This window comes from Alloprevotella sp. OH1205_COT-284 (genome assembly GCF_003859795.1).
GTDB lineage: Bacteria > Bacteroidota > Bacteroidia > Bacteroidales > Bacteroidaceae > Alloprevotella.
Genome location: NZ_RQYI01000001.1, coordinates 142940 through 168592, shown reverse-complemented (window position 1 = coordinate 168592; position 25653 = coordinate 142940). Strand labels below are relative to the sequence as shown.

The 25653-nt window shown below is 53.2% G+C and carries 18 protein-coding genes and 2 tRNA genes; 15 read left to right on the top strand and 5 right to left on the bottom strand.

Features of this window, described 5'->3' with window-relative positions; genetic code table 11:
• The first annotated feature begins 82 nt into the window (after positions 1–82).
• The 12 genes from polA (at position 83) to EII14_RS00590 (ending at position 19021) form a co-directional block, all read left to right on the top strand.
• A complete protein-coding gene (gene polA, locus EII14_RS00645) occupies positions 83–2869 on the top strand; it encodes a DNA polymerase I (protein ID WP_124930640.1) in 2787 nt (928 codons plus the stop codon).
• 174 nt (positions 2870–3043) lie between these two features.
• The gene (gene rpoN, locus EII14_RS00640; protein ID WP_124930639.1) at positions 3044–4522 is read left to right on the top strand and encodes an RNA polymerase factor sigma-54; all 1479 of its coding nucleotides are present in this window, start codon (positions 3044–3046) and stop codon (positions 4520–4522) included.
• Positions 4523–4572: 50 nt separating this feature from the next.
• Positions 4573–5190: a hypothetical protein gene (locus EII14_RS00635; RefSeq protein WP_199733838.1), complete on the top strand. Its 618-nt coding sequence runs from the start codon at positions 4573–4575 to the stop codon at positions 5188–5190.
• 161 nt (positions 5191–5351) lie between these two features.
• A complete protein-coding gene (gene purE / locus EII14_RS00630) occupies positions 5352–5855 on the top strand; it encodes a 5-(carboxyamino)imidazole ribonucleotide mutase (RefSeq protein ID WP_124930637.1) in 504 nt (167 codons plus the stop codon).
• A 78-nt stretch (positions 5856–5933) separates the two neighbouring features.
• Positions 5934–7793 (top strand): 4-hydroxy-3-methylbut-2-en-1-yl diphosphate synthase, encoded by a 1860-nt coding sequence (locus tag EII14_RS00625; protein WP_124930636.1) that lies wholly within the window; start codon positions 5934–5936, stop codon positions 7791–7793.
• Between the two features lie 317 nt (positions 7794–8110).
• Positions 8111–9448: a sialidase family protein gene (locus EII14_RS00620; protein ID WP_158608287.1), complete on the top strand. Its 1338-nt coding sequence runs from the start codon at positions 8111–8113 to the stop codon at positions 9446–9448.
• A gap of 716 nt (positions 9449–10164) precedes the next feature.
• Positions 10165–12027, top strand: coding sequence for a DEAD/DEAH box helicase (locus EII14_RS00615; RefSeq protein WP_124930634.1), 1863 nt, complete (start codon positions 10165–10167; stop codon positions 12025–12027).
• 609 nt (positions 12028–12636) lie between these two features.
• Positions 12637–13341, top strand: a complete 705-nt coding sequence (gene ispD / locus EII14_RS00610; RefSeq protein WP_124930633.1) for a 2-C-methyl-D-erythritol 4-phosphate cytidylyltransferase — start codon at positions 12637–12639, stop codon at positions 13339–13341.
• 54 nt (positions 13342–13395) lie between these two features.
• Entirely contained in the window at positions 13396–14901 is a 1506-nt protein-coding gene (locus EII14_RS00605; protein ID WP_124930632.1) for a GH3 auxin-responsive promoter family protein, read from the top strand.
• Between the two features lie 30 nt (positions 14902–14931).
• A complete protein-coding gene (locus EII14_RS00600; protein WP_124930631.1) occupies positions 14932–16863 on the top strand; it encodes an Ig-like domain-containing protein in 1932 nt (643 codons plus the stop codon).
• 78 nt (positions 16864–16941) lie between these two features.
• On the top strand, positions 16942–18000 hold the full coding sequence (locus EII14_RS00595) for a 4-phosphoerythronate dehydrogenase (RefSeq protein ID WP_124930630.1): 1059 nt from the start codon (positions 16942–16944) through the stop codon (positions 17998–18000).
• Between the two features lie 91 nt (positions 18001–18091).
• Positions 18092–19021 (top strand): acyltransferase family protein, encoded by a 930-nt coding sequence (locus EII14_RS00590; protein ID WP_124930629.1) that lies wholly within the window; start codon positions 18092–18094, stop codon positions 19019–19021.
• 116 nt (positions 19022–19137) lie between these two features.
• On the opposite strand, the gene EII14_RS00585 is transcribed toward EII14_RS00590, so the two are convergent.
• Together EII14_RS00585 and xerD are read right to left on the bottom strand one after the other, a co-directional pair.
• The gene (locus EII14_RS00585) at positions 19138–19494 is read right to left on the bottom strand and encodes an L-rhamnose mutarotase (RefSeq protein ID WP_124930628.1); all 357 of its coding nucleotides are present in this window, start codon (positions 19492–19494) and stop codon (positions 19138–19140) included.
• Between the two features lie 36 nt (positions 19495–19530).
• Complete coding sequence (gene xerD, locus EII14_RS00580) at positions 19531–20448, bottom strand: site-specific tyrosine recombinase XerD (protein ID WP_124930692.1); 918 nt, start codon at positions 20446–20448, stop codon at positions 19531–19533.
• Between the two features lie 107 nt (positions 20449–20555).
• On the opposite strand from xerD, the gene aroQ reads away from it, so the two are divergent.
• Together aroQ and EII14_RS00570 are read left to right on the top strand one after the other, a co-directional pair.
• Entirely contained in the window at positions 20556–21002 is a 447-nt protein-coding gene (gene aroQ, locus EII14_RS00575) for a type II 3-dehydroquinate dehydratase (protein WP_124930627.1), read from the top strand.
• 52 nt (positions 21003–21054) lie between these two features.
• Positions 21055–22503 (top strand): MiaB/RimO family radical SAM methylthiotransferase, encoded by a 1449-nt coding sequence (locus EII14_RS00570; protein WP_124930626.1) that lies wholly within the window; start codon positions 21055–21057, stop codon positions 22501–22503.
• Between the two features lie 839 nt (positions 22504–23342).
• On the opposite strand, the gene EII14_RS00565 is transcribed toward EII14_RS00570, so the two are convergent.
• Complete coding sequence (locus EII14_RS00565; protein ID WP_158608285.1) at positions 23343–24314, bottom strand: glycosyltransferase family A protein; 972 nt, start codon at positions 24312–24314, stop codon at positions 23343–23345.
• Between the two features lie 236 nt (positions 24315–24550).
• Between EII14_RS00565 and EII14_RS09235 the strand changes: the two genes are divergently transcribed.
• Complete coding sequence (locus EII14_RS09235) at positions 24551–24709, top strand: hypothetical protein (RefSeq protein ID WP_158608284.1); 159 nt, start codon at positions 24551–24553, stop codon at positions 24707–24709.
• Positions 24710–25232: 523 nt separating this feature from the next.
• On the opposite strand, the gene EII14_RS00560 is transcribed toward EII14_RS09235, so the two are convergent.
• Both EII14_RS00560 and EII14_RS00555 read right to left on the bottom strand, forming a co-directional pair.
• Positions 25233–25306: transfer RNA gene (locus EII14_RS00560), tRNA-Pro, on the bottom strand.
• A gap of 186 nt (positions 25307–25492) precedes the next feature.
• Positions 25493–25564: transfer RNA gene (locus tag EII14_RS00555), tRNA-Arg, on the bottom strand.
• Positions 25565–25653 lie beyond the last annotated feature (89 nt).

The window sequence follows — 25653 nt, the reverse complement described above, 5'->3', positions numbered from 1 at the left end:
TTTTTTCAATTTACAAAAGTACGAAAAAAAGGGGATAATGCAGATTATTTTGATTACTTTTGAGGGTCAAAAAACAGGATACATGCAAAAATTAATACTCCTTGACGCTTATGCTTTGATCTTCCGTGCCTACTACGGCTTGATCCGCTCTCCGCGCGTCAATTCAAAAGGTCAGAACACCTCGGCCGTTTTCGGTTTTGTCAATACGCTCGAAGACCTCCTTCGCACCCTCCGCCCCGACTTCGCGGCCGTTTGTTTCGATCCGCCCGGAGGCACATTCCGTCACGACATCTTCCCCGACTACAAAGCCCACCGCGAAGCCACGCCCGAAGACATCAAATGGGCGGTGCCCGAAATCAAACGCATCGTCGAAGCCTACCAAATTGCCACCATCGAAGTGCCCGGCTATGAAGCCGACGACGTTATCGGGACAATCGCCCGAAAGGCCGCACAAGAAGGCGTGGAGGTCTACATGATCACCCCCGACAAAGACTATGCCCAACTCGTGGCCGAAAACATCACCATGTGTCGCCCCGGAACGGGAGCCGCCGGATTGGAGAAACTCGGTGTCGAGGAGGTTTGTCGGAAATACTCGATCGACCACCCCACCCAAGTCATAGACTTGCTCGGACTGATGGGCGACACGGCCGACAACATTCCGGGATGTCCCGGTGTGGGAGAAAAAACAGCCATTAAGCTCATCGGAGAATTCGGATCCGTCGAAAATCTCCTCGCCTCGTCCGATCGCCTCAAAGGCGCACAAAAGAAAAAAGTGGAGGAGAATGCCGAACTGATCCGTCTTTCCAAATTTCTGGCCACGATCAAAACCGACGTCCCCCTACAACTCGACTGGGAGAAAATGAGCCGCAAGGAGCCGAACAAGGAAGAACTGAGAAAAATCTTTGAAGAATTGGAATTTCGCTCCTTCATCACTCGTTTTTTGGACGAAGAGAAGAAATTGCAAAAAAATCCCAACAAAGAGCCCTCGCTATTCGATCCCAGCCCCTCTCTCTTTGGCTCAGATTCGAGCAACTTGTCGGAAAACGATTTCGACGCCGATTTTGAGAGCATAAAAACAAGAGAGCACGAATATCATCTCATTGATAATCTTGAAAAAGCCCAAGAAGTTTGTAGAAAACTATTGACATTTGAAGTCGTAGCATTCGACACCGAAACGACTTCCGTCAATGCCCACGAGGCGGAATTGGTGGGAATAAGCTTTGCGGTCGAGGGAAATTGCGCTTGGTATGTTGTTGTTCCACGTGAAACAATCGAAGCTCGAAAAATGCTCGAAGTTTTCCGTCCGTTCTTTGAAAGCGAAAAAACAGAGAAGGTGGGGCAAAATCTCAAATACGACATCATCGTTCTCTCACGGTATGGCGTCGAGATCAAAGGCCGACTTTTCGACACCATGCTCGCACACTATGTCGTGCAACCCGAACAGCGGCACAACATGGACCACTTGGCCGAAGTCTATCTACACTATCGCACCATTCGTATCGAGGAACTCATCGGCAGCGGTCGCACACAAAAAAACATGGCCGACCTCCCGCCGTCCGAAATCAAAGACTACGCTTGCGAAGATGCCGACATCACTCTCGCCCTCAAAGCTCCGCTCGAAACCGAGATGAGAGAAAAGGAAGTTTACGACGTGTTTCGCAACATCGAAATGCCCCTCATGCCCGTCTTGGCACGAATGGAACAAAACGGCGTGCGACTCGACACCGATGCACTCCGAGAAACCGGCAACCAGTTCAGAGAAAGAATGCTCCGCCTCGAAAACGAGATTTACGAAATGGCCGGGCGTGAGTTTACCATCACCTCTCCAAAACAAGTGGGCGAAGTGCTGTTTGACGAACTCAAAATATCGGAGAAAGCCAAAAAGACCAAAACCGGACAATATTCCACCTCCGAAGAAGTGCTCGAAAGCCTCCGCGGAAAGCATCCTATCGTCGAAAAAATTCTGGCGCACCGCGGCTTGAAAAAGCTGCTTTCCACCTACGTCGAAGCCCTTCCGCAACTCATCAACCCCCACACCCGTCGCATCCACACCTCTTTCAATCAGGCCGTAACGGCCACCGGCCGCCTATCCTCTTCAAATCCGAACTTGCAAAACATTCCCGTGCGCGGCGACGACGGGCGAGAAATTCGACGCGCTTTCGTACCCGAAGAAGGCTGCACCTTTTTCAGTGCCGACTACTCCCAAATCGAGCTGCGCATCATGGCACACCTGAGTGGCGACACCCACATGATCGACGATTTCAACAACGGCCGCGACATCCACGCCGCCACGGCGGCACGCATCTTTCAAAAGCCGCTCGAAGAAATCGACCGAGACGAACGCCGAAAGGCCAAGACCGCAAATTTCGGCATCATCTACGGCATCTCCGCCTTCGGACTTTCGGAGCGCATGGGCGTATCGCGAACAGAGGCCAAGGAACTTATTGACAACTACTTCGCCACCTATCCTCGCGTACGGGAATTCATGGACGAAAGCATCGAACGAGCGCGCGAAACAGGACACATACTCACCCTCTTCGGACGCCGACGCTACCTGCCCGACATCAGTTCGCGCAACGCCACCGTGAGGGGGTATGCCGAGCGCAATGCCGTCAATGCTCCCATTCAAGGCACGGCGGCCGACATCATCAAACTGGCCATGATCGCCATTGACCGCAGATTGCAACACGAAGGTTTGCAAACAAAAATGATCCTGCAAGTACACGACGAACTCAACTTCTCCGTGCCTTTCGACGAACTCGAACGCGTCCGCACCCTCGTGGTGGAAGAAATGGAACGTGCCTACGCCATGCGGGTGCCCCTGCTCGCCGAATGCGGAGAGGGCAAGAACTGGCTGGAAGCCCACTGACGAGAGGCATGCGGCATCGGGCGGTGATTTTGGCCGAAAGCGTGTTTCGTGCGGAAAATGCCGCCACACGATTCACAAACGAAAAGCCTGCCACCTCCCCATGCAATAAATCGGCCTTTGATGCGGAGAATGCGGAAAAAATCGTATTTTTGCAGTAATAATCACGCGTAAAATATGGCTCACCGACAAGGTTTTCAACAACAGCAACAGCAAACGCAGGTGCAAATCGCATCGAGCGCACAAGTCTTGCTGTCGAGCCTCATAGAGATGCCGCTGGCCGATTTCGAGGAGCGGTTGCAAAACGAACTTCTCGACAACGAAGCCTTGGAAGTGGGCGAAAACGAAGACAACGAGTGGGGCGAACCCGACTACGACAAAGAAACGCCGGGCGACGCCTTGAACGATGCCCTCGGCGACTATCGCACACTCGACGACGTGCCCGAAAATCTGCGGGAGGCCTACAACCGTTTGGGCGACGACAACCGTCACGAACGTCAGATTGCCGACGACGAAACGTCTTACGAAAATCTGTATCGTCAAATCGGCGAACGCTCTCTTGACGAGCACGAAACAGCCATTCTCACCTATCTCGTCGGATCGCTCGACGAGAACGGTTTTCTCACAAAGGACAACGCAACGCTATGCGACGAGTTGGCTTTTCAAGAGTATATCGACACCACCCCCGAAGAGATCGATCGTCTGGCCGCGATGCTGCAAAGTTTCGAACCACGCGGCATCGGAGCGCGAAACCTTCGACAGTGCCTGCTGTTGCAGCTCCCTCTCACGGGTTGGACGCGGCAAGTGGTCGATGAGTGTTTCGACGACCTGATGCACTCTCGCTGGACAAAAATTCGGGAGCGGCTCGACGTAGATGAGGAAACCATTTCCTGCATCCGCCACGAGATAGCACACCTTAACCCACGCCCCGGCAGCATGCTCTCGGAAACGGCACGCAGCACCGCACCGACCATTGTACCCGACTTTCGCGTTTACCTCGACGAGAGCGGAGAACCCACGGTCGTGCAACACCGCGGACAAATTCCCGAACTGCGCGTCAGCCCCTCCTTTGCAGAAACCATCGTCATGCACCGACGGGCACACGACAAAGCCGCCGAAAAAGGCGAAAAAGGCGAAAAAGCCGCACTGACCCGCGCACAAGAGGAAGCTTTCCTTTATGCTCGACAAAAAGTGGAGGCGGCACAGTCGTTCATCGAAAGCATACGTCGCCGACATTATACCTTGCAGCGCGTCATGGAAGCCATAGTCGAACGGCAACGCGACTTTTTTGTGGCCGACGACGACGAAACCCTGCTCCACCCCATGGTGCTCAAAGACATCGCCGAAACGGCCGGCGTGGACATCAGCACCGTTTCGCGAGCCGTCAATTCAAAATATGTCGAAACCGACTTCGGCACTTATCCGCTCCGCCACTTCTTCTCGACACAATTCACCTCGGCCGACGGCGAAACCCTCGCCGCCCGAAAAGTCAAAGCCGCCATTGCCGAAATCGTGGCCGGCGAAGATCGAAAAGCCCCTCTTTCCGATGAAGCACTGGCCGCCATGCTCGCCGAACGCGGCATGAAAGTGGCACGACGCACCGTTTCCAAATATCGCGAGCAACTCGGCATTCCCAAATCGGGACTGCGCCGATGAAACTCACCAGCACAACACATTTTCGCCATCCACAACCATTCCGTCGGGCAATGAAAAACAGATATATCATCCTCACGGCCAAAGCGATTTCCGTATTCTTCACGCCGTTCTACCTCCCCACCGTGGCGGTCACGCTCTTGTTGCTGTTCAGCTACCTCAATCAGCTCGACAACCGATACCGACTCGCTTTCGGCAGCATCGTGATTATTTTCACTTGGATCTTTCCCCTTTCGGCCATCTACCTCTATCGTCGCATCAACGGCTGGACGAGCCACCAAATGAGCCGTCGCGAGCGACGCTTCGTGCCCTATATCATCAACATCCTCTGCTACGGCAGTCTGTACATCTTGATGAAATCGCTCCACATCCCCACTTTTCTCTCCACCGTGGTCATGTCGGCACTTCTGCTCCAAATCGTGTGTGCCGTGATCAACATGTGGATCAAAATCTCTACCCACGCGGCCGCTTCGGGAGGCGTCATCGGCATGCTCATGGCCTTTTCGCTCGTGTTTCAATTCAACGCCACCTTTTGGCTCTGCCTTGCCATTTTGCTCAGCGGTGCGGTTTGCAGCAGCCGCATGATTTTGCAAGTACACAACTACCGCGAATTGCTTTTCGGCGTCATCGTGGGCATTCTTTGCGGTTGGGGCGTTGTCTTTTTCATCTGAACACGCCGCGCGCCGTCGCCGGTGCGGTTCTTCCGACAAGCTCCCTGCACCCCACTCCTTCCGATCTGCTCAAAATCAATCCATAACCTCCGCTCCCTCCGAAAGATCCGGCCTCTCCTCCACACGCCGGTCATCGCAGAGCGTCTATTCTTTTCACCACTATGACTCCACTCATCAGTATCATCATGGGCAGCACGAGCGATCTCCCCATTATGGACAAAGCCGCACGTCTGCTCGACGAACTCGAAATTCCGTTTGAAATCAATGCCCTTTCGGCACATCGCACGCCGGCCGAAGTGGAAGAGTTTGCCACGGGAGCGGCCGATCGCGGCATTCGCGTCATCATCGCCGCCGCAGGCATGGCCGCCGCTCTGCCCGGTGTCATCGCCGCCAACACCACCCTGCCCGTCATCGGCGTGCCGATCAAGGGCATGCTCGACGGCCTTGACGCCCTCCTCTCCATTGTGCAGATGCCGCCCGGCATTCCCGTTGCGACGGTGGCCGTGAACGGAGCGATGAATGCCGCCATACTTGCCGTTCAGATGCTTGCTTTGGGAGACGAAACCGTGGCACGAAAACTTGCCGACTACAAGCGCAATCTCAAAAACAAAATCGTGAAAGCCAACGAAGAACTGGCCGCCACGGACTACAAATTCAAATGCTAAACAAAAGAAGTGGGCAGAACGGCGGCGGACGACGCATCCTCTCTGCCCACTTCTCTCTTCATCTGCCCCATTTCGAACATGGACTTATTCAACTACAATCCCCGTCCCAGCCACGAAGTGAGCGTGGGCAACACACCCCTCGGTGGCGGAAAGCCATTGCGCTTGCAGAGCATGACCACCACACTCACCACCGACACCGAGGCCAGCGTCGAACAGTGCATACGCATCATCGAAGCCGGAGCCGACTACATACGCCTCACCACTCAGGGAAAACGAGAGGCCGAAAACCTGCGCAACATCCGTGAAGAACTGCGCCGCCGCGGCTACAACACTCCCCTCGTGGCCGATGTGCACTTCAATCCCAACGTGGCCGACGTGGCCGCAACCATCGTCGAGAAAGTGCGCATCAATCCCGGCAACTACGTAGACCCCGCCCGCACGTTCAAAAGCCTCGAATACACACCCGAAGAGTATGCCGCCGAACTCGAACGCCTCGAAGCCCGATTTCGCCGACTGCTCGACATCTGCAAAACCCACGGCACTGCCCTGCGCATTGGCGTGAACCACGGCAGCCTCTCCGACCGCATCATGTGCCACTATGGCGACACGCCCGCCGGCATCGTCGAGAGTTGCATGGAGTTCTTGCGCGTTTGCGTGAAAGAGGACTTCCGCAACGCAGTCGTTTCCATCAAAGCCTCCAACACCGTTGTCATGGTCGAAAGCATGCGTCTGCTTGTCGACACTATGCGCCGCGAAGGCATGACCTTCCCGCTGCATCTCGGCGTGACCGAAGCCGGAGAGGGCGAAGACGGCCGCATCAAGAGCGCAGTGGGCATCGGCGCGCTTTTGGCCGACGGCATCGGCGACACCATTCGCGTTTCTCTCTCCGAAGCTCCCGAAGCCGAAATTCCCGTGGCCTATCAACTCGCGGCCTATGTGCTCAATTCGCGTTCCGGTCACAACCGCATTCCGGCCTCGCAATGCCCTCTTTTCGACTGGCTTCGACCGCAGCGTCGCCCCACCTGTCCGGTGCTCAACATCGGCGGCACACACGCTCCCGTCGTCGTGTCCTATCGCGCCGATGCCCGTTTGGCCGTGCCTTCCGCCACTCCCTCCACTCCCCTGCCCGACTACGCTTATTTCGGCGACACACTCCCTTCCGACTGGCGCAAACACACGGCTTCGGCCATTGTCGATGCTCCCTCGTGGACGGGAGAGGCAGGCACTTTCCCGGCCTACACGCCGCAGTATCTCATGTTTGTTCATCAGAGCACGGCAGCCGCCAAATTTCTCTTCCTTTCTTATGCTCAACTCAACGACGAAGTCAAAGCCTGCCTCCGCGTGCATCCCGAAATGGTGGTCATCGCGCAAAGCCACCATGCCAACCGCAGCGGCGAGCTCCGTGCCTTGGTACACGAAATGGGCAACGAGCGGCTCACAAATCCCATTATCTTCTGCCAACAATACGGCGACGCCGACAAAGAGGGCTTTCAAATCAAGGCGGCGGCCGACACGGGCGTTTTGATGTTCGACGGCTTCACCGACGGCCTCATGCTCGCCTCGCCTTTGGCCGAACGCGACGAAACGGCCTTTGCCATTTTGCAAGCCGGACGGCTCCGCATGACCAAAACGGAATACATCTCTTGTCCCGGTTGCGGACGCACGCTCTACGATCTGCCCGGCACGATCGCCCGCATCAAAGCCGCCACCTCCCACCTGAAAGGGCTGAAAATCGGCATTATGGGCTGCATCGTAAACGGCCCCGGCGAAATGGCCGATGCCGACTACGGATATGTCGGCGCAGCTCCCGGCAAAGTCAGTCTGTATCGCGGAAAAACCTGTGTCGAGCGCAACATCCCGACCGAAGATGCCGTCGATCGCTTGCTCCGCCTCATCGAAACCGACCAAGCCAAAAACGCATCTCCGTCAGAAACATAGTTTCGCCGAAGCCTCCACCCCTCCGCTTTGGCAGGCATCGGCTTCGCCCCTCTCTTCACTCCGCCCTATCCGCAAACGGTTTGGGCGGAGTTTTCTTTGCCCCACATTTTCCCTCGGCTTTTGGCGGATTTTCCGAAAAGACGCTTTCCGCTCCCCCCTTTCACTTTTTCGATTTTCAACGCGATGACCGCGTTTTTGTCCCCCAATGGTCGGAAAGCCGAAAATAGGCAAGGAAAAATCCATCAATTCTTTTCATTTTTCAACAATTATGAAAAGAATTTACTATATTTGCTCCATCACCAATGTCCGTCTTCATCATGAAACGTTCTCTCTTCGCCACTCTTTTTCTTCTTGCCGTCGGCCTCGGTCTTTCGGCACAACAATCCGGCATGCCCGCCCCTGCCGCCGCCCCCAAGTGTGACATCGGCATGGAGCAGCCTCTTTTCAAAACCCTGCCCGGACAAACTCCCTATCGCATCCCTGCCATTGCCTCCACCCACAACGGCACACTCCTCGCCATCACCGACTATCGTCCCTGTGGCGGCGACATCGGTTTCGGTCGGGTCGATCTCCGCTATCGGTTCTCCGCCAACAACGGCATGACATGGAGCGAAGAGCTGGTGTTGGCCGAAGGCGACGGTATCAAAGGCTCGCCCACCTGCGGCTATGGCGATGCGGCTATCGTGGCCGACAGTCGGTCTGACGAGGTGATTATTGTCTGCGTCACGGGCAACACCGTTTACTCCCACTCCTCCACCACGCGCCAAAACCCCAACCGCGTCGCCATTCTCCGCAGCCACGACAACGGCCACAGTTGGAGCACGCCGCAAGACATCACCGAGTCTGTCTACTCCCTTTTCGACGGCAGCCGTCTCGGCAACGTCAATGCCCTCTTCTTCGGCAGCGGCCGGATCTGCCAAAGCCGCATCATCAAAGTCGGCCGCTACTATCGCCTCTATGCCGCCCTCTGCGCACGCCCCGGCGGCAACCGCGTGGTGTATAGCGACGATTTCGGACGCACATGGAAATCGCTCGGCAGCATCCACACCTCGCCCGCTCCCGAAGGCGACGAACCCAAAATCGAAGAACTGCCCAACGGCAACGTCGTCTTGTCGAGCCGAGCATGGGGCGGACGCATCTACAACATCTACTCCTACATCAGCCGCCGCAAGGCCACCGGCGTGTGGAGCGAGCCTGTGGCTTCGGCCGGAGTGCAAGGCGGAGTGCAGGCGGTGAAAAACAGCTGCAACGGCGAGATACTCATCGTGGACGCCATCCACAAAAAGAGCCGAAAAACTGTGCGCCTTGCCTTGCAAAGCGTACCTCTGGGGCCCGGACGTTCGCGCGTGGGCATCTATTTCAAACCCCTTTACTCCCAGCTCTACTACCGCACCCCCTCGCAGTTTGCCGCCGATTGGAAAGGCCCTTACGAAGTGTCGAAAATCAACAGCGCATACAGCACCATGGTTCAGCAACCCGACGGCCGCATAGCTTTTTTCTACGAAGAGGAAACCTACGGCCAAGGAGCAGCCTACACGCAGATCTATGTTCCCCTCTGCATCGAACAGATCACTCACGGAGAATTTACGGCCAAGATGCCGCGCAAAAACCTCCTTGCGCCCATAAAGAAAACCCTTTCTCCCCAACATCGCTGACCCTCCGGCAACACACACACAGTGGGCAGCCGGCACTGCCCTTCGGTTCGACATACCCTCGTCCACAGCCCTCGACCTCAATACGCCACGCCCTTTGCGGAGAAGGTAGAAAAACCCAATTCTCCCACCGGGCGGCCTCATCGAAACCACATTGCCCTTTTTCGCCCACTGTTCGCCCGAAAATCTACCTCAGAGCTAAAAAAATCCGGCTCTGAGGTAGAAATTTTTAGCTCTGAGGTAGATTTTTTTCAACGCATAGGAGGCAAATCCGAGCCCGTCTGTCGGCGTCGCATCGGCACGCCGGAACATCGGGAAAACACGGAAAAAACAATCGGTCTTTTCAAAATTCGGCCGAGTATCGTCCATCGATTTTCGGATTTCAGCCCCACATCCCGCTCCCTTCATGCCATCGAAGCGAGCCTTCCGAACGGGCAATTTGCTTCATATCCCGAGCATTATCACTCCTATTCTTCGGAATGAAAGTTAAAACAAATTTGTTTTATCGAGTTTTTACACACAACTCAATCAAATCCGCTACCTTTGCAGTCGAACTGCACGACAATGAAAAGGCGAACATGAGAAATGGCTGCCCTGTTCAGAAATTCATTGTTTGCCTTTTGTATCGGTTTTCGCGCACGAAATGCTCTTGCAAAGCGATGGTTTATCGAGCCGAAGCGCAGAAAACTCGTTTTTATCATTGTTAAAACATTTCCTTTTTGAAAACATTTGCCGAACTGGGCGTCAAGGACGAAATCCTTACCGCCATCAGTGAAATAGGATACGCCTCCCCCACCCCTGTGCAGGAGGCCGTCATTCCTTGCTTGCTCCACAACGACGAGAGCAACACTCCACAAAACGACATCATCGCATTGGCACAAACCGGCACGGGCAAAACCGCCGCCTACGGCCTGCCCGTGCTCCACAACATCGATGCCGACGATCGCACCACGCAAGCCGTCATCCTCAGTCCCACACGAGAATTGTGTCTGCAAATCGCCGACGATCTCAAAGATTACAGCCGATACATCGACGGCCTGCACGTGGCCGCCGTATATGGCGGAACGAGCATCGAAGGACAGATCCGACAACTCAAAAAAGGCTGTCAGGTCATCGTCGCCACCCCCGGACGCCTCATCGACTTGATGAACCGCGGCGTGGCACGCCTCGAAAACGTGAAAAACATAGTGCTCGACGAAGCCGACGAGATGCTCAACATGGGCTTCACCGAAAGCATCGACGAAATCCTTGCCGGAATGCCCGAAGAGCGACAAACTCTACTCTTCTCGGCCACCATGGGACCCGCCATTGAGCGCATCGCCAAAAGCTACTTGAAAGAATATCGGGAAATCGTGGTGGGAAGCCGCAACGAAGGAGCCGAACACGTGAACCACGTGTATTACATGGTCAAGGCACAAGACAAATATCACGCACTCAAACGCATCGTGGACTACTATCCGCGCATCTACGCCATCGTCTTTTGCCGCACGCGCATGGAAACGCAGGAAGTGGCCGACCAACTCATCAAAGACGGCTACAACGCCGAAGCACTGCACGGAGATCTGGCACAGGCACAACGCGATCTGACCATGCAGAAATTCCGACAACACCGCACCCAGCTGCTCGTAGCCACCGATGTGGCCGCAAGAGGTCTCGATGTGGAAGAACTCACACACGTCATCAACTACGGACTGCCCGACGACGTCGAAAACTATACCCACCGATCCGGACGAACCGGAAGAGCCGGAAAACGAGGAACTTCGATCTCCATCATCCACCTGCGCGAAAAGAGCAAGGTGAAGCTCATCGAAAAGGTCATCGGCAAAAAATTTGAAGCCGGACTCCTGCCCGACCCCAAAGAAATCTGCACCAAACAGCTCTACAAGGTGATCGACGAGTTGGAACATGTCGATGTCGACGAAGAACAAATCGCACCCTTCCTCCTCGAAGTGACGCACAAACTGGAATGGCTCTCGAAAGAAGACCTCATCAAACGCATCGTGCAAAGCGAGTTCGGACGTTTTGCCAACTACTATGCCAACGCGCCACAAATCGTGCAACCCTCCGAACGACCCGAAAAAGAAAGCGCGAAAGGCGGAGAACGCCCCAAACGACAACGCAACGCCAACGGAGAACACGTCGCAGAAGAAGGCTACAAGCGGCTCTTCCTCAACTTCGGAAAACGCGACAACTTCTTTGCTCGCGAAATCATCAACCTACTCAACCGCTACATCAAGGGCAAGGTGGAAATCGGGCGTATCGACCTGCTGCCCAACTGCTCCTTCTTTGAAGTGCCCGAAGAAGATGCCGAAATGGTGATCCGCAAAATGGCAAAAGCCAAAGTGGGAGAACGCCGAGTCGTGGTAGACAGTGCCGACAAATCGGAACACGAACGTGCCGAAGACAAACAACGACGACAAAACAACAAACGCCGCACCGAACACTCCCGAAATGGCAAACAAAACGCCGAGGGAGGAAACGGCGCGAAAGACAAAAAGAAAAACCGAAAAGGAACGGAAAAAGATTTCGCCACGCCTTCAAAAAAATACGGCAAGGACGACTGGCGACAATTTTTCGACTGACCCCCACAACGGGCAACACACCCCTGTCTGCGGATGAGCCGATGCACACCCCGGCGACCATGGTCGCAACTGCAAACACTCACCACATGACAAGATTTTCACCCTTATTCTTGACATAATAAGCCGTTTTTCGGATCCAAATGGTGATAAATAACACTTACTACTCCGAAAAGGGTATCACAAAATCACTAAAAATAGGTATTGCGAGGCGCACAAAAACTCTCTACCTTTGCAGTGCAATCTGATAATAAGGCTGTCGGCCGAAAAGCCGAACCCTTTCTTATCAGAGTAAGAATTTAAATTGTTATGTCTATGTTCGAAAGATGGCCGTCTTCAGTGGAAGATGGCTTCTTTCGTTTCGGACACAGCGGCAATAGAAACGCCACTCCTCCCGACACACACCGAGAATTGCGTTTTTGGCACATACAACGCCAACTCCGTCGGCCGAACATCGGCCAACCTTTCTAAAAATGCCGCGAGGGCGTCACACTTTCGCGCGAAAACACTAACTTTGCGGAACACAAGGCCAAACGACAACAGCCCAACGCGATCCACCGACGGAAAACGACGATTGCACCCAACGGCCTTGCAACCATTCACCTCTTCATCATGCGAAAAAACATAGCCGTGTTGCTGGCCGGAGGCAGAGGCAGACGCTTGGGAGCGGAAAAGCCGAAACAGTTTCTGAAACTTGCCGAAAAAACCGTGCTCGAACACAGTTTGAACGCCTTTCAAACCTGCGACCTTATCGACGAGATCATCATCATCTCACACGCCGACTTCGTGCAAGAGGCAGAGAAGATCGTTTCGCAGACGGCGGCCGCGAAAGTGAAAGGCGTGTTGCCCGGCGGACGCGAACGCTACGACTCTTCGCTCGCCGCACTCGCCGCCTACGAAGGAGAAAGCGTCAATTTCGTGTTTCACGACGCCGTGCGCCCCGCCGTCAGCGTCGCCCTGATTGACAAAGTGTGTGCCGCGCTCGAAACGCACGAAGCCGTAAATGTCGTGTTGCCCGCCATCGACACCATGATCGAAGTCGATGACTGCGGCAAGATGATTTCCCTGCCCGACCGCTCACGACTTCGCCGAGTACAAACGCCGCAGGCTTTCCGCTCCGAAACTATCCGCGAAGCGTATCGGCGCGCATTGCTCGACCCTTCATTTTGCGGAACGGACGACTGCGGAGTCGTTTTTCGTTATCTTCCCGAAACCGAAATAGCCCTTGTCGAAGGCGAAGAAAGCAATATAAAACTGACCTATCCCGAAGACATCGCCACCCTCGAACTCCATCTCAGCCGCACACGCCGGCAATGAATCGCCGTGGGGCGGTGTGTTTTTCTTTCTTTTTCCACACCCCATTCTCACAACATGAACATCACTCCTCTTGTACGTCATTTTTTCAGTCGTCGCGTACGCATTATAGACAGTTATGCCCATCGTGCCGAAGAATTGCAACGAGCCGTTTTGACACGACTGATCCGTCAAGCCTCCCACACGTTGTGGGGCGAACAACACGGATATGCCGACATTCGTTCTTACGAAGATTTCGCAAACCGTGTGCCGACGGGTGACTACGAGATGCTCAAACACCACATCGACCGCATGCGACACGGAGAGAAAGACATTCTTTGGCCGGGCAGGGTGAGGTGGTACGCCAAGTCGTCGGGCACGACCAACGACAAGAGTAAATTCATCCCCGTCAGCGCACAAGGATTGCAAGACTTGCACTATTGCGGCGGTCGCGACTCCGTTGCACTCTACCTGCGCAACTATCCCGACAGCCGCCTGTTTTCGGGCAAAGCCCTCATTCTCGGCGGCAGCCACCAGCCCAACTACAATTCGCCCCACTCGCTCGTGGGCGACCTCTCGGCCATTCTCAACGAAAACGTCAGCCCCTTCGTGCGCCTCTTCCGCGTGCCGAAAAAAGAAACGGCACTGCTCGAAGATTTCGAACTCAAACGCGACCGCATTGCCCGCGAAACGATGAATCAGGACGTGACGTCGATCAGCGGCGTGCCATCGTGGATGATGTCGGTACTCAACCGCATGCTCGAAATCACGGGAGCGAAAACCGTCGATGAGGTGTGGCCTAATCTGGAAGTGTTTTTCCACGGCGGCGTGGCTTTCACACCCTATCGCGAACAATATCTGCGCATGATCCCCTCCGAGAAAATGCACTACATGGAAACCTACAACGCTTCGGAGGGCTTCTTCGGACTGCAAACCGACCCCGAAGACAAGGCCATGACACTCATGCTCGACTACGACGTGTTCTACGAGTTCATTCCCTTGGAAGAAGTCGGCACGGAGCACCCCACGCTGCTCCCCATTTGGGAAGTGGAGGCCGGCCGAAACTATGCGCTCGTCATTTCGACCTCTTGCGGTTTGTGGCGTTACCAAATCGGCGACACGTTGAAGTTCACCTCCGTCCGTCCCTACAAGTTCATCATTTCCGGTCGCACAAAGAGTTTCATCAACGCTTTTGGCGAAGAACTCATGGTAGACAATGCCGACCGCGGACTCAAAGCCGCCTGCGAGGCCACGGGAGCCGAAGTGAGCGAATATACCGCCGCACCCGTCTTCATGGATGCCGAAGGAAAATGCCGTCATCAATGGGTGGTGGAATTTCGACGCCGACCGGACGACATCGAGGCTTTTGCCGATGCACTCGACAACGCACTGCGCAACATCAACTCCGACTACGACGCCAAACGATACAAAGACATCACCCTCCAACGACTCGAAATCATTCCGGCACGCGAGGGACTGTTCAACGATTGGCTCAAAAGCCGCGGCAAACTCGGCGGACAACACAAAGTGCCCCGTCTGTCAAACCATCGCGACATCATCGAGCAGGTGCTGACCATGCTCTGATTTATTGTTTACACACCATTTTCATTCTCCGTGAAACGCATTTCCTTCTTCTTCCTCTTGCTCTCTGCCGCACTCCACCTGACAGTGAGTTGCGCCAATCAAGGCAACGGGCCCGACGGCGGAGCCTACGACGAGACACCGCCACGCATTGTCCACATGACGCCGCCCGAAAAAGTGGTGGGAACAAAGCGAACCAAGTTTTCGCTCATTTTCGACGAACTCATCAAAGTGGACAATCCGAGCGAAAAAATCGTGGTCTCGCCGCCACAAAACGAACCGCCCGAAGTAAAAGTGTCGGGCAGAAGGATCACCGTCGAAATTCTCGACACCATTCAGCCGAACACAACCTACACCGTAGATTTCTCCGACGCCATATCCGACAACAATGAGGGAAATCCGCTCGGCCTTTACACCTACATTTTTTCCACTGGAGCCGTGACCGACACCATGGAGATGTCGGGACGGGTGCTCAATGCCGAAGATCTCGAACCGATCAAAGGCATACTCGTGGGTTTGCACGAGAGCGATGCCGACACGGCATTTACGAAAACGCCTTTCCGAAGAGTGGCGCGGACGGATGCCTCCGGCTTTTTCTCTATCAAGGGCGTTTCGGCAGCAAAAAACTACAACATCTTTACTTTGCAAGACGCCGACGGAGATTTTCGTTTTTCGCAGCCCGGCGAACAAATTGCGTTTCACGACAAACAGCTCACGCCAAGCTCCATACCTGCCGTGCGCTACGACACACTGTGGGTAGACACCATTCGCTACGACTCCATTCGCGTCACTCCCTACACTCGCTTCCTGCCCGACGACATTGTGTTGCTGGCTTTCAAAGAAGCGCGACAGCCGCGACATTTTCTCAAAGCCCAACGCGACATTCCGGAGCTGTTCACCACGTTTTTCACCGCCCCTTCGACACATGTTCCCACCATTCGCGGCCTCAACTTCAAGGCCGAAAAAGCGTTCATCCAACAACGCTCGGAAGGCAACGACACCATACACTATTGGCTGGCAGACACCACTTTGCTACAACAAGACACCTTGCGATTTGCCTATACCTTTGAAGCGTGGGATGACTCCTTGCAAAAAAACTTTCTCAACACCGACACCCTCGAACTCGTGCCACGCACCACAATGGCCAAACGAAAGGCCGAAAAAAGCAAGGAACTGGCCAAATGGGAAAAACAACGCGAACGACGGCACAAACGGGGAGATTATTCCAACGAACAACCGCCCATCGATTTCCTGAAACTCACCGCCGGTGTGAGCGGCACGCTCGTGCCCGACAAAAATGTGATGATCCGATTCGACGAACCGCTCGCGCGCCTCGACATCAAGGGCATACACTTGATGCTGAAAGTCGATTCGCTATTACACGAAGCTCCTTTCGAACTCGACTCCGTCGCCGGAGATATCCTTGCCCGAACCCTCAGAGCCGAATGGCGACCGGGACAACAATACGAATTGCAAATAGACTCAACGGCATTTCAAAGCATCTATGGCCGCTTCAACAACAAATTGACGACCAACTTCTCTATCTCCAAACTTGAAGATTTCGGCACTGTCTTTCTCTCGCTCGCGGGAGCTTCCGAGAGTTTTCGGGTTCAGCTGCTTGACAATTCCGGCCGAGTGGTGCGCGAAAGCCCCGTTGTCGGAAATCGTGCCGAGTTCTACTACGTCACTCCGGGAGCTTATTATTTGCGCTGCTTCGACGACAAAAACGGCGACGGACGCTGGACGCCCGGAGAGTGGGCAACACGACAACCGCCCGAAGCCGTGTTCTATTTTCCGGAAGAGCTGGGCGTGCGTGCCAACTGGGACATCAACCAAAATTGGGATATTCGCTCGAAACCGCTCGATCGGCAAAAACCCGGTAAGCTCATCAAACAAAAAAAGGATCGCAAAGAGATCAACACTCACCAACGCAACATCGAACGCCTCAGAAACCGAGGCGAATAAGCTCTTTGCCACCCTGCTCTCCACACACTTGCAGCCGTTTTTCAACCGTTTGCCACACCGCAACCCACTTTCAAAGCCATGCTTCTCATCATCGACGACAACATTCCCTTTATCCGTGGCCATGCCGAGCGATTGGGCGAGTGCATCTACAAACCCGGAGCCGAAATCACGGCCGACGACGTACGCCATGCCGACGTCTTGATCGTTCGCACCCGCACCCGGGTTGATCGCAGATTGCTCGACGGGAGCAGCGTGCAACTTGTGGTCACGGCCACCATCGGCCATGACCACATCGACAAGGACTATCTCGAAAGCAAAGGCTTGGTTTGGAAAAACTGCCCCGGTTGCAACGCACAAAGCGTGGCACAATATGTGCGCAACTCCATGTTGCTCGCCTCGGCCAAAGGTTTGATCGACACGCGTTTTTCTTCGGGCACACTACCCTTCGACCGCCCGCTCACGGTGGGCATCGTCGGGATGGGAAATGTGGGGACGGCCGTGGCCGAAACCCTCCAAGCCGAAGGTTGCCGCATTCTGCGTTGCGATCCGCCGAAAGGCGAACCGGCCACTCTGGCCGATGTGGCACGCGAAGCAGACGTCGTCACGTTTCACACTCCGCTGACTACCGACACTCCTCACCCCACCCACCATTTGGCCGATGCCGACTTTTTCGGAAGCCTGCGCCGCCGTCCGCTTTTCATCAACGCCGCCCGCGGCGAATGCGCGGACACGGCCGCACTCAAAGCGGCTCTGCGCAAAGGTTTGATTTCGGGAGCGGTGATCGACACGTGGGAAAACGAGCCTTGCATAGACGAGGAATTGCTCGACAGGGCATTTATCGCCACCCCACACATTGCCGGTTACAGCGCAGACGGAAAAGCCAACGGCACACGAATGAGTCTTCAAGCCGTAGCCCTACATTTCTCTCTCGCCGTCGATTTCGACATCCGGCCACCCATGCTCCCTGCCGACTTCTCCTATGGCAACGCTCATCGCGAGCGGACGGCCGCCCTTTCGCCTGCCGCCAAAGAACAGTTGCGCCTCTACGACCCCTCCGAAGACACTCGCGCGCTCAAAGCCGATGTTTCGCTATTCGAACAGCTGCGCGGACACTACCCCTTGCGAAGAGAGCAATAGCCCTCCCTGCCTCTCGCCAATCGCCTACCCTACCGAATGCCAATCGCCGTTTTCACTCCCCTCCTCTCCCAAGGAAATTTCCGTTTCAACCATGACACAAAGAAATGAAAACATAGATTTTTTGAAAAGCGTATTTATCCTCTTGATGATTCTCTTTCATTTGGTCTACATCGGCGACAAATATCCTTATCTCAAATCGGTGGTCTACACCTTCCACATGTCGGGATTTCTGCTGTTGTCGGGGCTGCTGATGAATACAGCCAAATCACCGTTTCAATTCTTCAAAACGCTGCTTTGGCTGTTTGTGCCCTACGCCGTTATGGAAACGGGCTATGTGTTGATGGCTGCCGTGTTGCCCATTCGGGAACACATCGAAACGCTCACACCGCTCGTTTTTCTTGAAAAACTCCTTGTTCACCCTTTGGGGCCTTATTGGTATCTCCACACACTGATCCTTTGTTCGCTCGCGGCATACGGATGTCTTCGTCTGCCGCTTCGACACACGGCGAACCGATTTTTTCTGCTCGGCTTGGTCTTCTTTTTGTTTTCCGAAGTCGGTTTGCTTTCGTGGGACAATGCGCTCTATTTCGGCCTCGGCGTTGTGTTGCGTCAAAGCCGTCTTTCTTTTTCGGCGGTGTTCAGACCGAGTTTTCTCTCCCTTCTTCCGCTTGCTCTGCTGTGCTCTCATCCCGACAATCTTCATCGCGGCACGCTGCCGGGGCTTTTCATCACCTATCTCTCCTTCTCGCTGCTGCTCGCCCTCTATCCTCATTTGCCGCTACGCGTTCGCACGTGGAGCAATTTTGTGGGACGCAACACGCTTCCGTTGCTGTTGTTTTCTCCCATTTTCACCCTTTTGTGCAAACCGCTCGTTGCGGTCTTTTCGTTTGATCGGACGGGAGTTCTTTTTGCCGTCGTCGCGCTCTTCATCAGCGTTTCGGGAAGTTTCATCATCACTCGGGCAATGAAACTGTCGGGTGTCGCCCGCTTCTTTTTCGGCGATCGAAAAGTGTTGGTCTGACTTCTTTGGGCATTTCACTTTTGTGCCGAAACGAGCGAAAAAGGGCATGCGCCCCTGCCTTGTCGCGTTTTTCATCGACAAGTGTTTTGACACGAAGCCGCCCGTGGGGCAGAGGCCTACATTTCAGACAACTTAAAGAAACGTTCCGTCATTTTCCACTTTTCCGAAGAAGGACGTCCGGGAACACATTCCTGAAATCCGTCCATCAGCGTTTCCCACTCCTTTTGTCGGGGCAGGATAGAGAGTGTGTCGAAAGCCTCTTCCCAACAAAAGTCGTCGCCTGCCTCGACGATCATCACAAGCCGATTGTCGGCAATGTAGATTTCCATCTCTTCCACTCCGACGGCTCTGAGTCCGTCTACCACTTCGGGAAAGATGTGTCCTTTCGTGTGCCACTGTTTGTAGGTACGAATCAGTTCGGGATCGGATTTCAAAGATAGCACTTGCACGTATCGTTGTGTTTTTTTGTTCATGATTTTAGGTATTTTGAAGTTAAACCAATCGGTGTTTCAAAGCATCTCGTCGTCATTGAATTTTCTGTTTCTCGGAAAACATTCCAACACCTGTTTTCTCAGATTTCTGCTGTCGAGATGCGTGTAGATTTCGGTTGTTCCTATACTTTCGTGTCCCAACATGTCTTGAATAGCCCTGAGCGATGCCCCTCCCTCCAAGAGATGTGTGGCGAAGGTGTGGCGGAAGGTGTGTGGCGACACTTCTTTTTCGATGCCGGCAGTCGAAACATATTGTTTGATGTTGTGAAACACGGTGATGCGCGAAAGGTGTTTCCCCCGCCTCTGCGAAACAAAAACATAGTCTTCCTCTTCGGGTTTGATTTTGATCTGCCGGCGCGCGTCAAACCAGTTGTAAAGCTCATGAACGGCACGTTTGGAAATCGGAACGATGCGCTGTTTGTTGCCCTTGCCGATAATTCGGATAAAGCCCTCATCGAGAAAAAGATCGGAGAGCTTCAAACTGCAAATTTCACTCACGCGAAGTCCGCAACTGTAAAGCAACTCTATCATGCAATGATCCCGCTGCCCTTCCGGCAACTCCAAATCAATGGCCGCCATGATGCTTTCCACCTCTTCAAGACTCAACACATCGGGCAAATGCTTCGGAATGCGCGGACTTTCGAGCAACTCGGTGGGATCTTGTGCTATTTGTCCGTCGAGTTGAAGAAAACGATAAAACGAACGTACGCCGCTGAGCATTCGGGCTATGGATCGCGGAGAAATGCCCAACTCAAAGAGATGCCGGGTGTACAGATGCAGTTGGTCGAGCGTGACGGTGAGCGGATCCGTATCGTCTTGCGAGAGATATTCGAAGAAACGACGCAAATCTCGCTCGTAAGCCTCACAAGTGTTTTCCGATAATCCTTGTTCGAGGAGAAGATACATTTTATAGCGTTCGGTGTGGTCGGAGAGCATGGGCGCGGGGTTCACAAGTTTTAGAGCGTTAAGTTTGACGTAACGCACGGATTTTCGTATTTTTGCAGCCAAATTTACCACTTTTCTTCCACATAATTTTTCGTGTCATGAAGATTTTAGTGCTCAACGGCCCTAATCTGAATATGCTCGGCCGTCGCGAACCTCAAATTTACGGTGATCGCTCGCTCGACGACCTCCTTGCCGGTCTGCGTTCCGCCTTTCAAGACAGGGTCGAAATTTCGGCCCTCCAATTCAACAGCGAGGGCGCACTGATCGATGCACTCCAAACCGCATGGCACGAGGGGGTGGACGGAGTGGTGTTCAATGCCGGAGCCTACACCCACACCTCCGTCGCACTCCATGATGCCATCAAAAGCATCGCACCCATACCCGTGATCGAAGTACACATGAGCAATGTGCATGCCCGCGAAACCTTTCGCCACACATCGGTCATCGCCGCCGCGTGCAGAGGCGTGATTGCCGGCTTCGGCTTCGACAGCTACCGGCTCGCCATTGAGGCCGTTTTATCGTGCAAAGCAGACATTCCGCAATAAAAACGGAAGCACAACTTCGTCTTTGCCCCCCACATTTCCGACACCCAAACTCATGAAAAAACTTTTTATCGAAACCTACGGCTGCCAAATGAACGTGGCCGACTCCGAAGTCGTGGCCAGCGTGATGAAAATGGCAGGCTACGAACCCTGCGAATCGGTCGATGAGGCAGACGCCGTGTTTCTCAACACCTGTTCCGTGCGCGACAATGCGGAACAAAAGATCATACACCGTCTTGAAGCCCTCAATGCACTCAAACGAAAGGGCAGACCGCTCATTCTCGGCGTTTTGGGATGTATGGCCGAGCGCGTCAAAGAGGAATTACTCAACAAACACCATGCCGACCTCGTGGCAGGGCCCGATGCCTATCTCTCACTGCCCGACCTCATCGCACAGGCCGAAGTGGGACAAAAAGCCATCAACATCGAACTCTCGCTCACCGAAACCTACGGCAACGTGATGCCCGAACGCTATTGCGGTTCGAAAATATCGGGATTTGTGAGCATCACCCGCGGCTGCAACAACTTCTGCCACTATTGCATCGTGCCCTACACGAGAGGAAGAGAGCGCAGCCGATCGGTGCAAAGCATCATCAACGAATGCAAAGACTTGCAGCAAAGAGGGTTTAAGGAAGTCACCCTACTCGGGCAAAACGTGAACTCCTACAAAGCGCGGCGCGACAGCATGCTCGAAACCGAAAACGCTCCCACCGAAACACCGCCCAACGCACAAGACGAAGCAACCGCGCAAGCCGAAGCCATTGCCCAAACCCACATACAATCGACCGAAGCACAAGCCGACTTCAATCCCGAATACGTATTCTTCCCCGAATTGCTGCGCACCGTGGCACGTGCCGTGCCCGAAATGCGCATACGATTCTCGACGCCACACCCCAAAGACATGAGCGACGCCACACTCAGGGTCATCGCCGAAGAACCCAACGTGTGCCGACACATCCACCTGCCCGTGCAAAGCGGATCGGACGCCATTCTGAGAAGAATGAACCGAAAATACAACCGAGAGTGGTATTTGGGACGCGTAGAGGCTATTCGCAACATCGTGAAAGACTGCGCCATATCGACCGACATCTTTGCAGGATATTGCGGAGAAACGGAAGAAGACCACCGCGACAGCCTCGACATCATGCGCCGTGTGGGCTACGATTCGGCATTCATGTTCAAATACTCCGAACGACCCGGAACTTTTGCCTCCAAACATCTGCCCGACGACATCGACGAAGCCACCAAGGTAAGACGACTCAACGAACTCATCGCCTTGCAAAACGAACTCTCGCTGGCCGCCAACCGGGCATGGATCGGACGAGAAGCAGACATCCTCATCGAGGGCATCAGCAAACGAAGCAGAGAGGAACTCTTCGGACGAACCGAGCAAAACAAAGTGGTGATCATTCCTCGCGAAGGACGACGCATCGGGCAAACCGTGAGAGTACGCATTCTCGAAGCATCGAGCGCAACGCTCAAAGGAGAAGTCGTGAAAGACTGAACGCACAAAATCGACAGCAACGACAACGCAACCTCCTCCACCATTCGACACGATTGAGGTCGCGACATCCTTCTTCCACTTGATAAGGATGTCGCGACCTCTTTTTTGGCTTCCGTTTCCGCAAATTCCCCCCCTGTTTTTTTGTTTTTGCCGTTTTGCCTTCGCAAAACGAGATATTATGCTGTTTTTTAGCGAATTGGATGCGAAGGCAAGTGAAGGCAAAAAGAAAATGATATTTTCAAGCAACTGAAAATCAATATACATACGGTGAAGGCAAAACCCCTGTTCTCCTTTCACCTGCTTCCGCTTCGTTGCGCTCCGTTGCGTGTGAAAACAGCTTCTTTCGAGGTTTGCGGAAGCAAAAACAGCATTAAACAAATGATCTGCAAATACTTGCACGACACTTTTTCTTTTTGCCTTCATTTGCCTTCACCGTATGTATATTGATTTTCAGTTGTTTGAAAACAGTCTTGATTTTTTGCCTTCACTTGCCTTCGCATCCAATTCGCTAAAACACAGCACAATACTCCATTTTGCGAAGGCAGTGAAAGCAAAATTCAAACACAGGTAACGCGCGTGCGCGCGAGGGCAGGGTGGTCGTATGGATGCTGCAAGCAAGAAAAACGCCACTACCTCCAATGCCGCCGTTTCTACATAAGAGCTAAAAAACGCTACCTCTCACCTAATTCGTTCGACATACATACGACAACAAGTTTCCTTCTTTCCATGCCCCAATTCATTCCACCGACATTTTTGCAAGGGTGGAGTAGAGTAGGGTAGGGCAAAACTGTCGGAAATCGTTTTTTCAAGAGTGAGGCGTCGTTTTTGAAATCCCAACATCAAAGCATCAAGATGGCCAAACGCCAGGCACCCCGACCGCCCCAAAACACATAGTGGCGCAAAACAACACCGCACATGCGCGTCCACAGACTCATCCGATGACCCGATGCAAAGGGCTGTTCAAGAAACCGCGCGGCCAATTGCCGGTGTCCTTCGCGCAAGAGCAATCCGGCGACAATGGCACTGCGAAAAAATAAGGCTTTTCGGGCACGTTCACGCATCGGAGCAGAACAATCGCGGTCGATCGTTTCTTGCACGGCGCAAAGAGCGGCGGCAATCTGTTCGCACTTCCCGCCCACAGAATTGCCCGTGATGCTGTCGGCATGCTGATAGATGCGATGATACACCCCTTCGTTCCAAACAGGGTGGGGAGAGGCACAAAGAAGAGCCGCACCAAGCGCATAATCGTTCCAACAAGGCAAACTTTCATTCCATTTCCCGACATGGTCGAGCAGCTCACGATGAACAACAAACGATTGGGTGGAAATGAAATTTCCCAAAAGATGATGGCAAATCGACGGATTTTTCCAACCGGCTCTCACCACCTCACGACCGTCGGACATCACCATCAGCGTGCGAGCCACCACCCACGAAAAACGATTGCAAGATGCAGGTTGGGAAAGGAGAGATTGCATCATGTTTTCAATAAAACACGGCGACATCTCGTCGTCATCGTCAAAAAAGGCAATCCATTCTCCCCCGGCATGCCCAAGTCCGGCATTACGCGCCACACAAGCCCCTTGTCGCATCTCGTCCACAAGCAGACAATCCACTCGATGCCCATTGTTTCTCGTGAGCTCCCGTGTCATCCAGCGTTCGACAATGGCGCGCGAATTGTCGGAAGAAGCATTGTCTACCGCCACAATCTGCAACGGCCGATAGGTTTGTGCCGCCACCGATGCAAGAGCACGCTCGACGGTTGCTTCCCGATTGTGAACAGTAACAATTACGCTGACAAGGGGTTGATTCATGTTTTGGTGTTTAGTCCAAACCAATGTTCGGAATGAAAAGAATAGAAAAAGATAAAGTTCAAAGACAAAAATACGATTTTTTATTTGTTTCGTGCAAAATCGTATACAAAGAAACGTTTCAACCATTATCCCTGCATGGCATCACTGTCTTTTTTCCACAAAAAAAGCATTGATCATCAACTGATAGCCAATGCCTTCATTTAAGTCGGGGTGATCGGACTCGAACCGGCGACCTCATGCTTCGACAACGCATCACCACCGAGGAAACCGGTGTATCGCAAATATCGGACAAGATCGGCAACAAGCGGGTTGCCCAATCGTGGTTCTCCACCTCGTGGGCAATCTCCCGACGAGTGCTCGCTGACCGCCATGCCTTAGTCTTTGAAAAACACTGATCAAGCTGTTCGTTTCTCTCAAAAAAATGGCTAAACTCTTGGGAATATGGAAAAAATGTGCTATATTTACGGCATCAAAAGTTGAACCCTAAATATAATGTTATGGCTATTTTCTTTTGGATTTTATTATTCGCGTTCGCTGCTTTCTGCGGATATGTGCAAGGGAATTACAACGAAAAGCATCAAGATAAAGGTAAAAAACGTCTAAAAAAATTGGAGAGGGAACGATATAAGCGCATCGAATCAGAAGCGTACAGCAAATATCCCGGTATCGGGGGGCAAGTGATAAAACGTCGAGAATACATCGAAAAGAGATTGAGAGAATAGGACTTACCTAAGTTGTCCTTTTTCAGATACAAGCATGTTACTTTTGGATTTCCAAGAGAATACGCTTTACTTACGGACACAAAGAGCTTAAAACTTACGGTTCTTCCGCTGCCCTCCGTTTTCTACATCTCACGTTCGTTTTTTTTGAAATAAAAAAGCATTGATCATCAATTGATAACCAATGCTTTCATTTAAGTCGGGGTGACTGGACTCGAACCAGCGACCTCACGCCCCCCAGACGCGTACTCTAACCAACTGAGCTACACCCCGATTTTTTTGGAGGATTTGGAAACATGTCGTTTCCTTGTCGTTTGCGTGTGCAAAAGTACGACAATGAGATGACTTAACCAAATTATTCGGTGCCTTTTTCGTAAAAAAACGGACTTTTCCATTCTTTTCCGAATTTCATTTTGTCATTTTCGGCTTTTCGTCACTCGAAAAAGCAGACCCAAAAAGTAGCTCCGAGGGGAATCGAACCCCTATCTGCCCTTTAGGAGAGGGCCGTTCTATCCATTGAACTACAAAGCCTTATTTGGATAAATCGTGTGCAAAAATAAGGATAAAAAATCAAATCATATCATTATTTGCAGTTATTTTGAAGAGGGTGTTGTAAATGA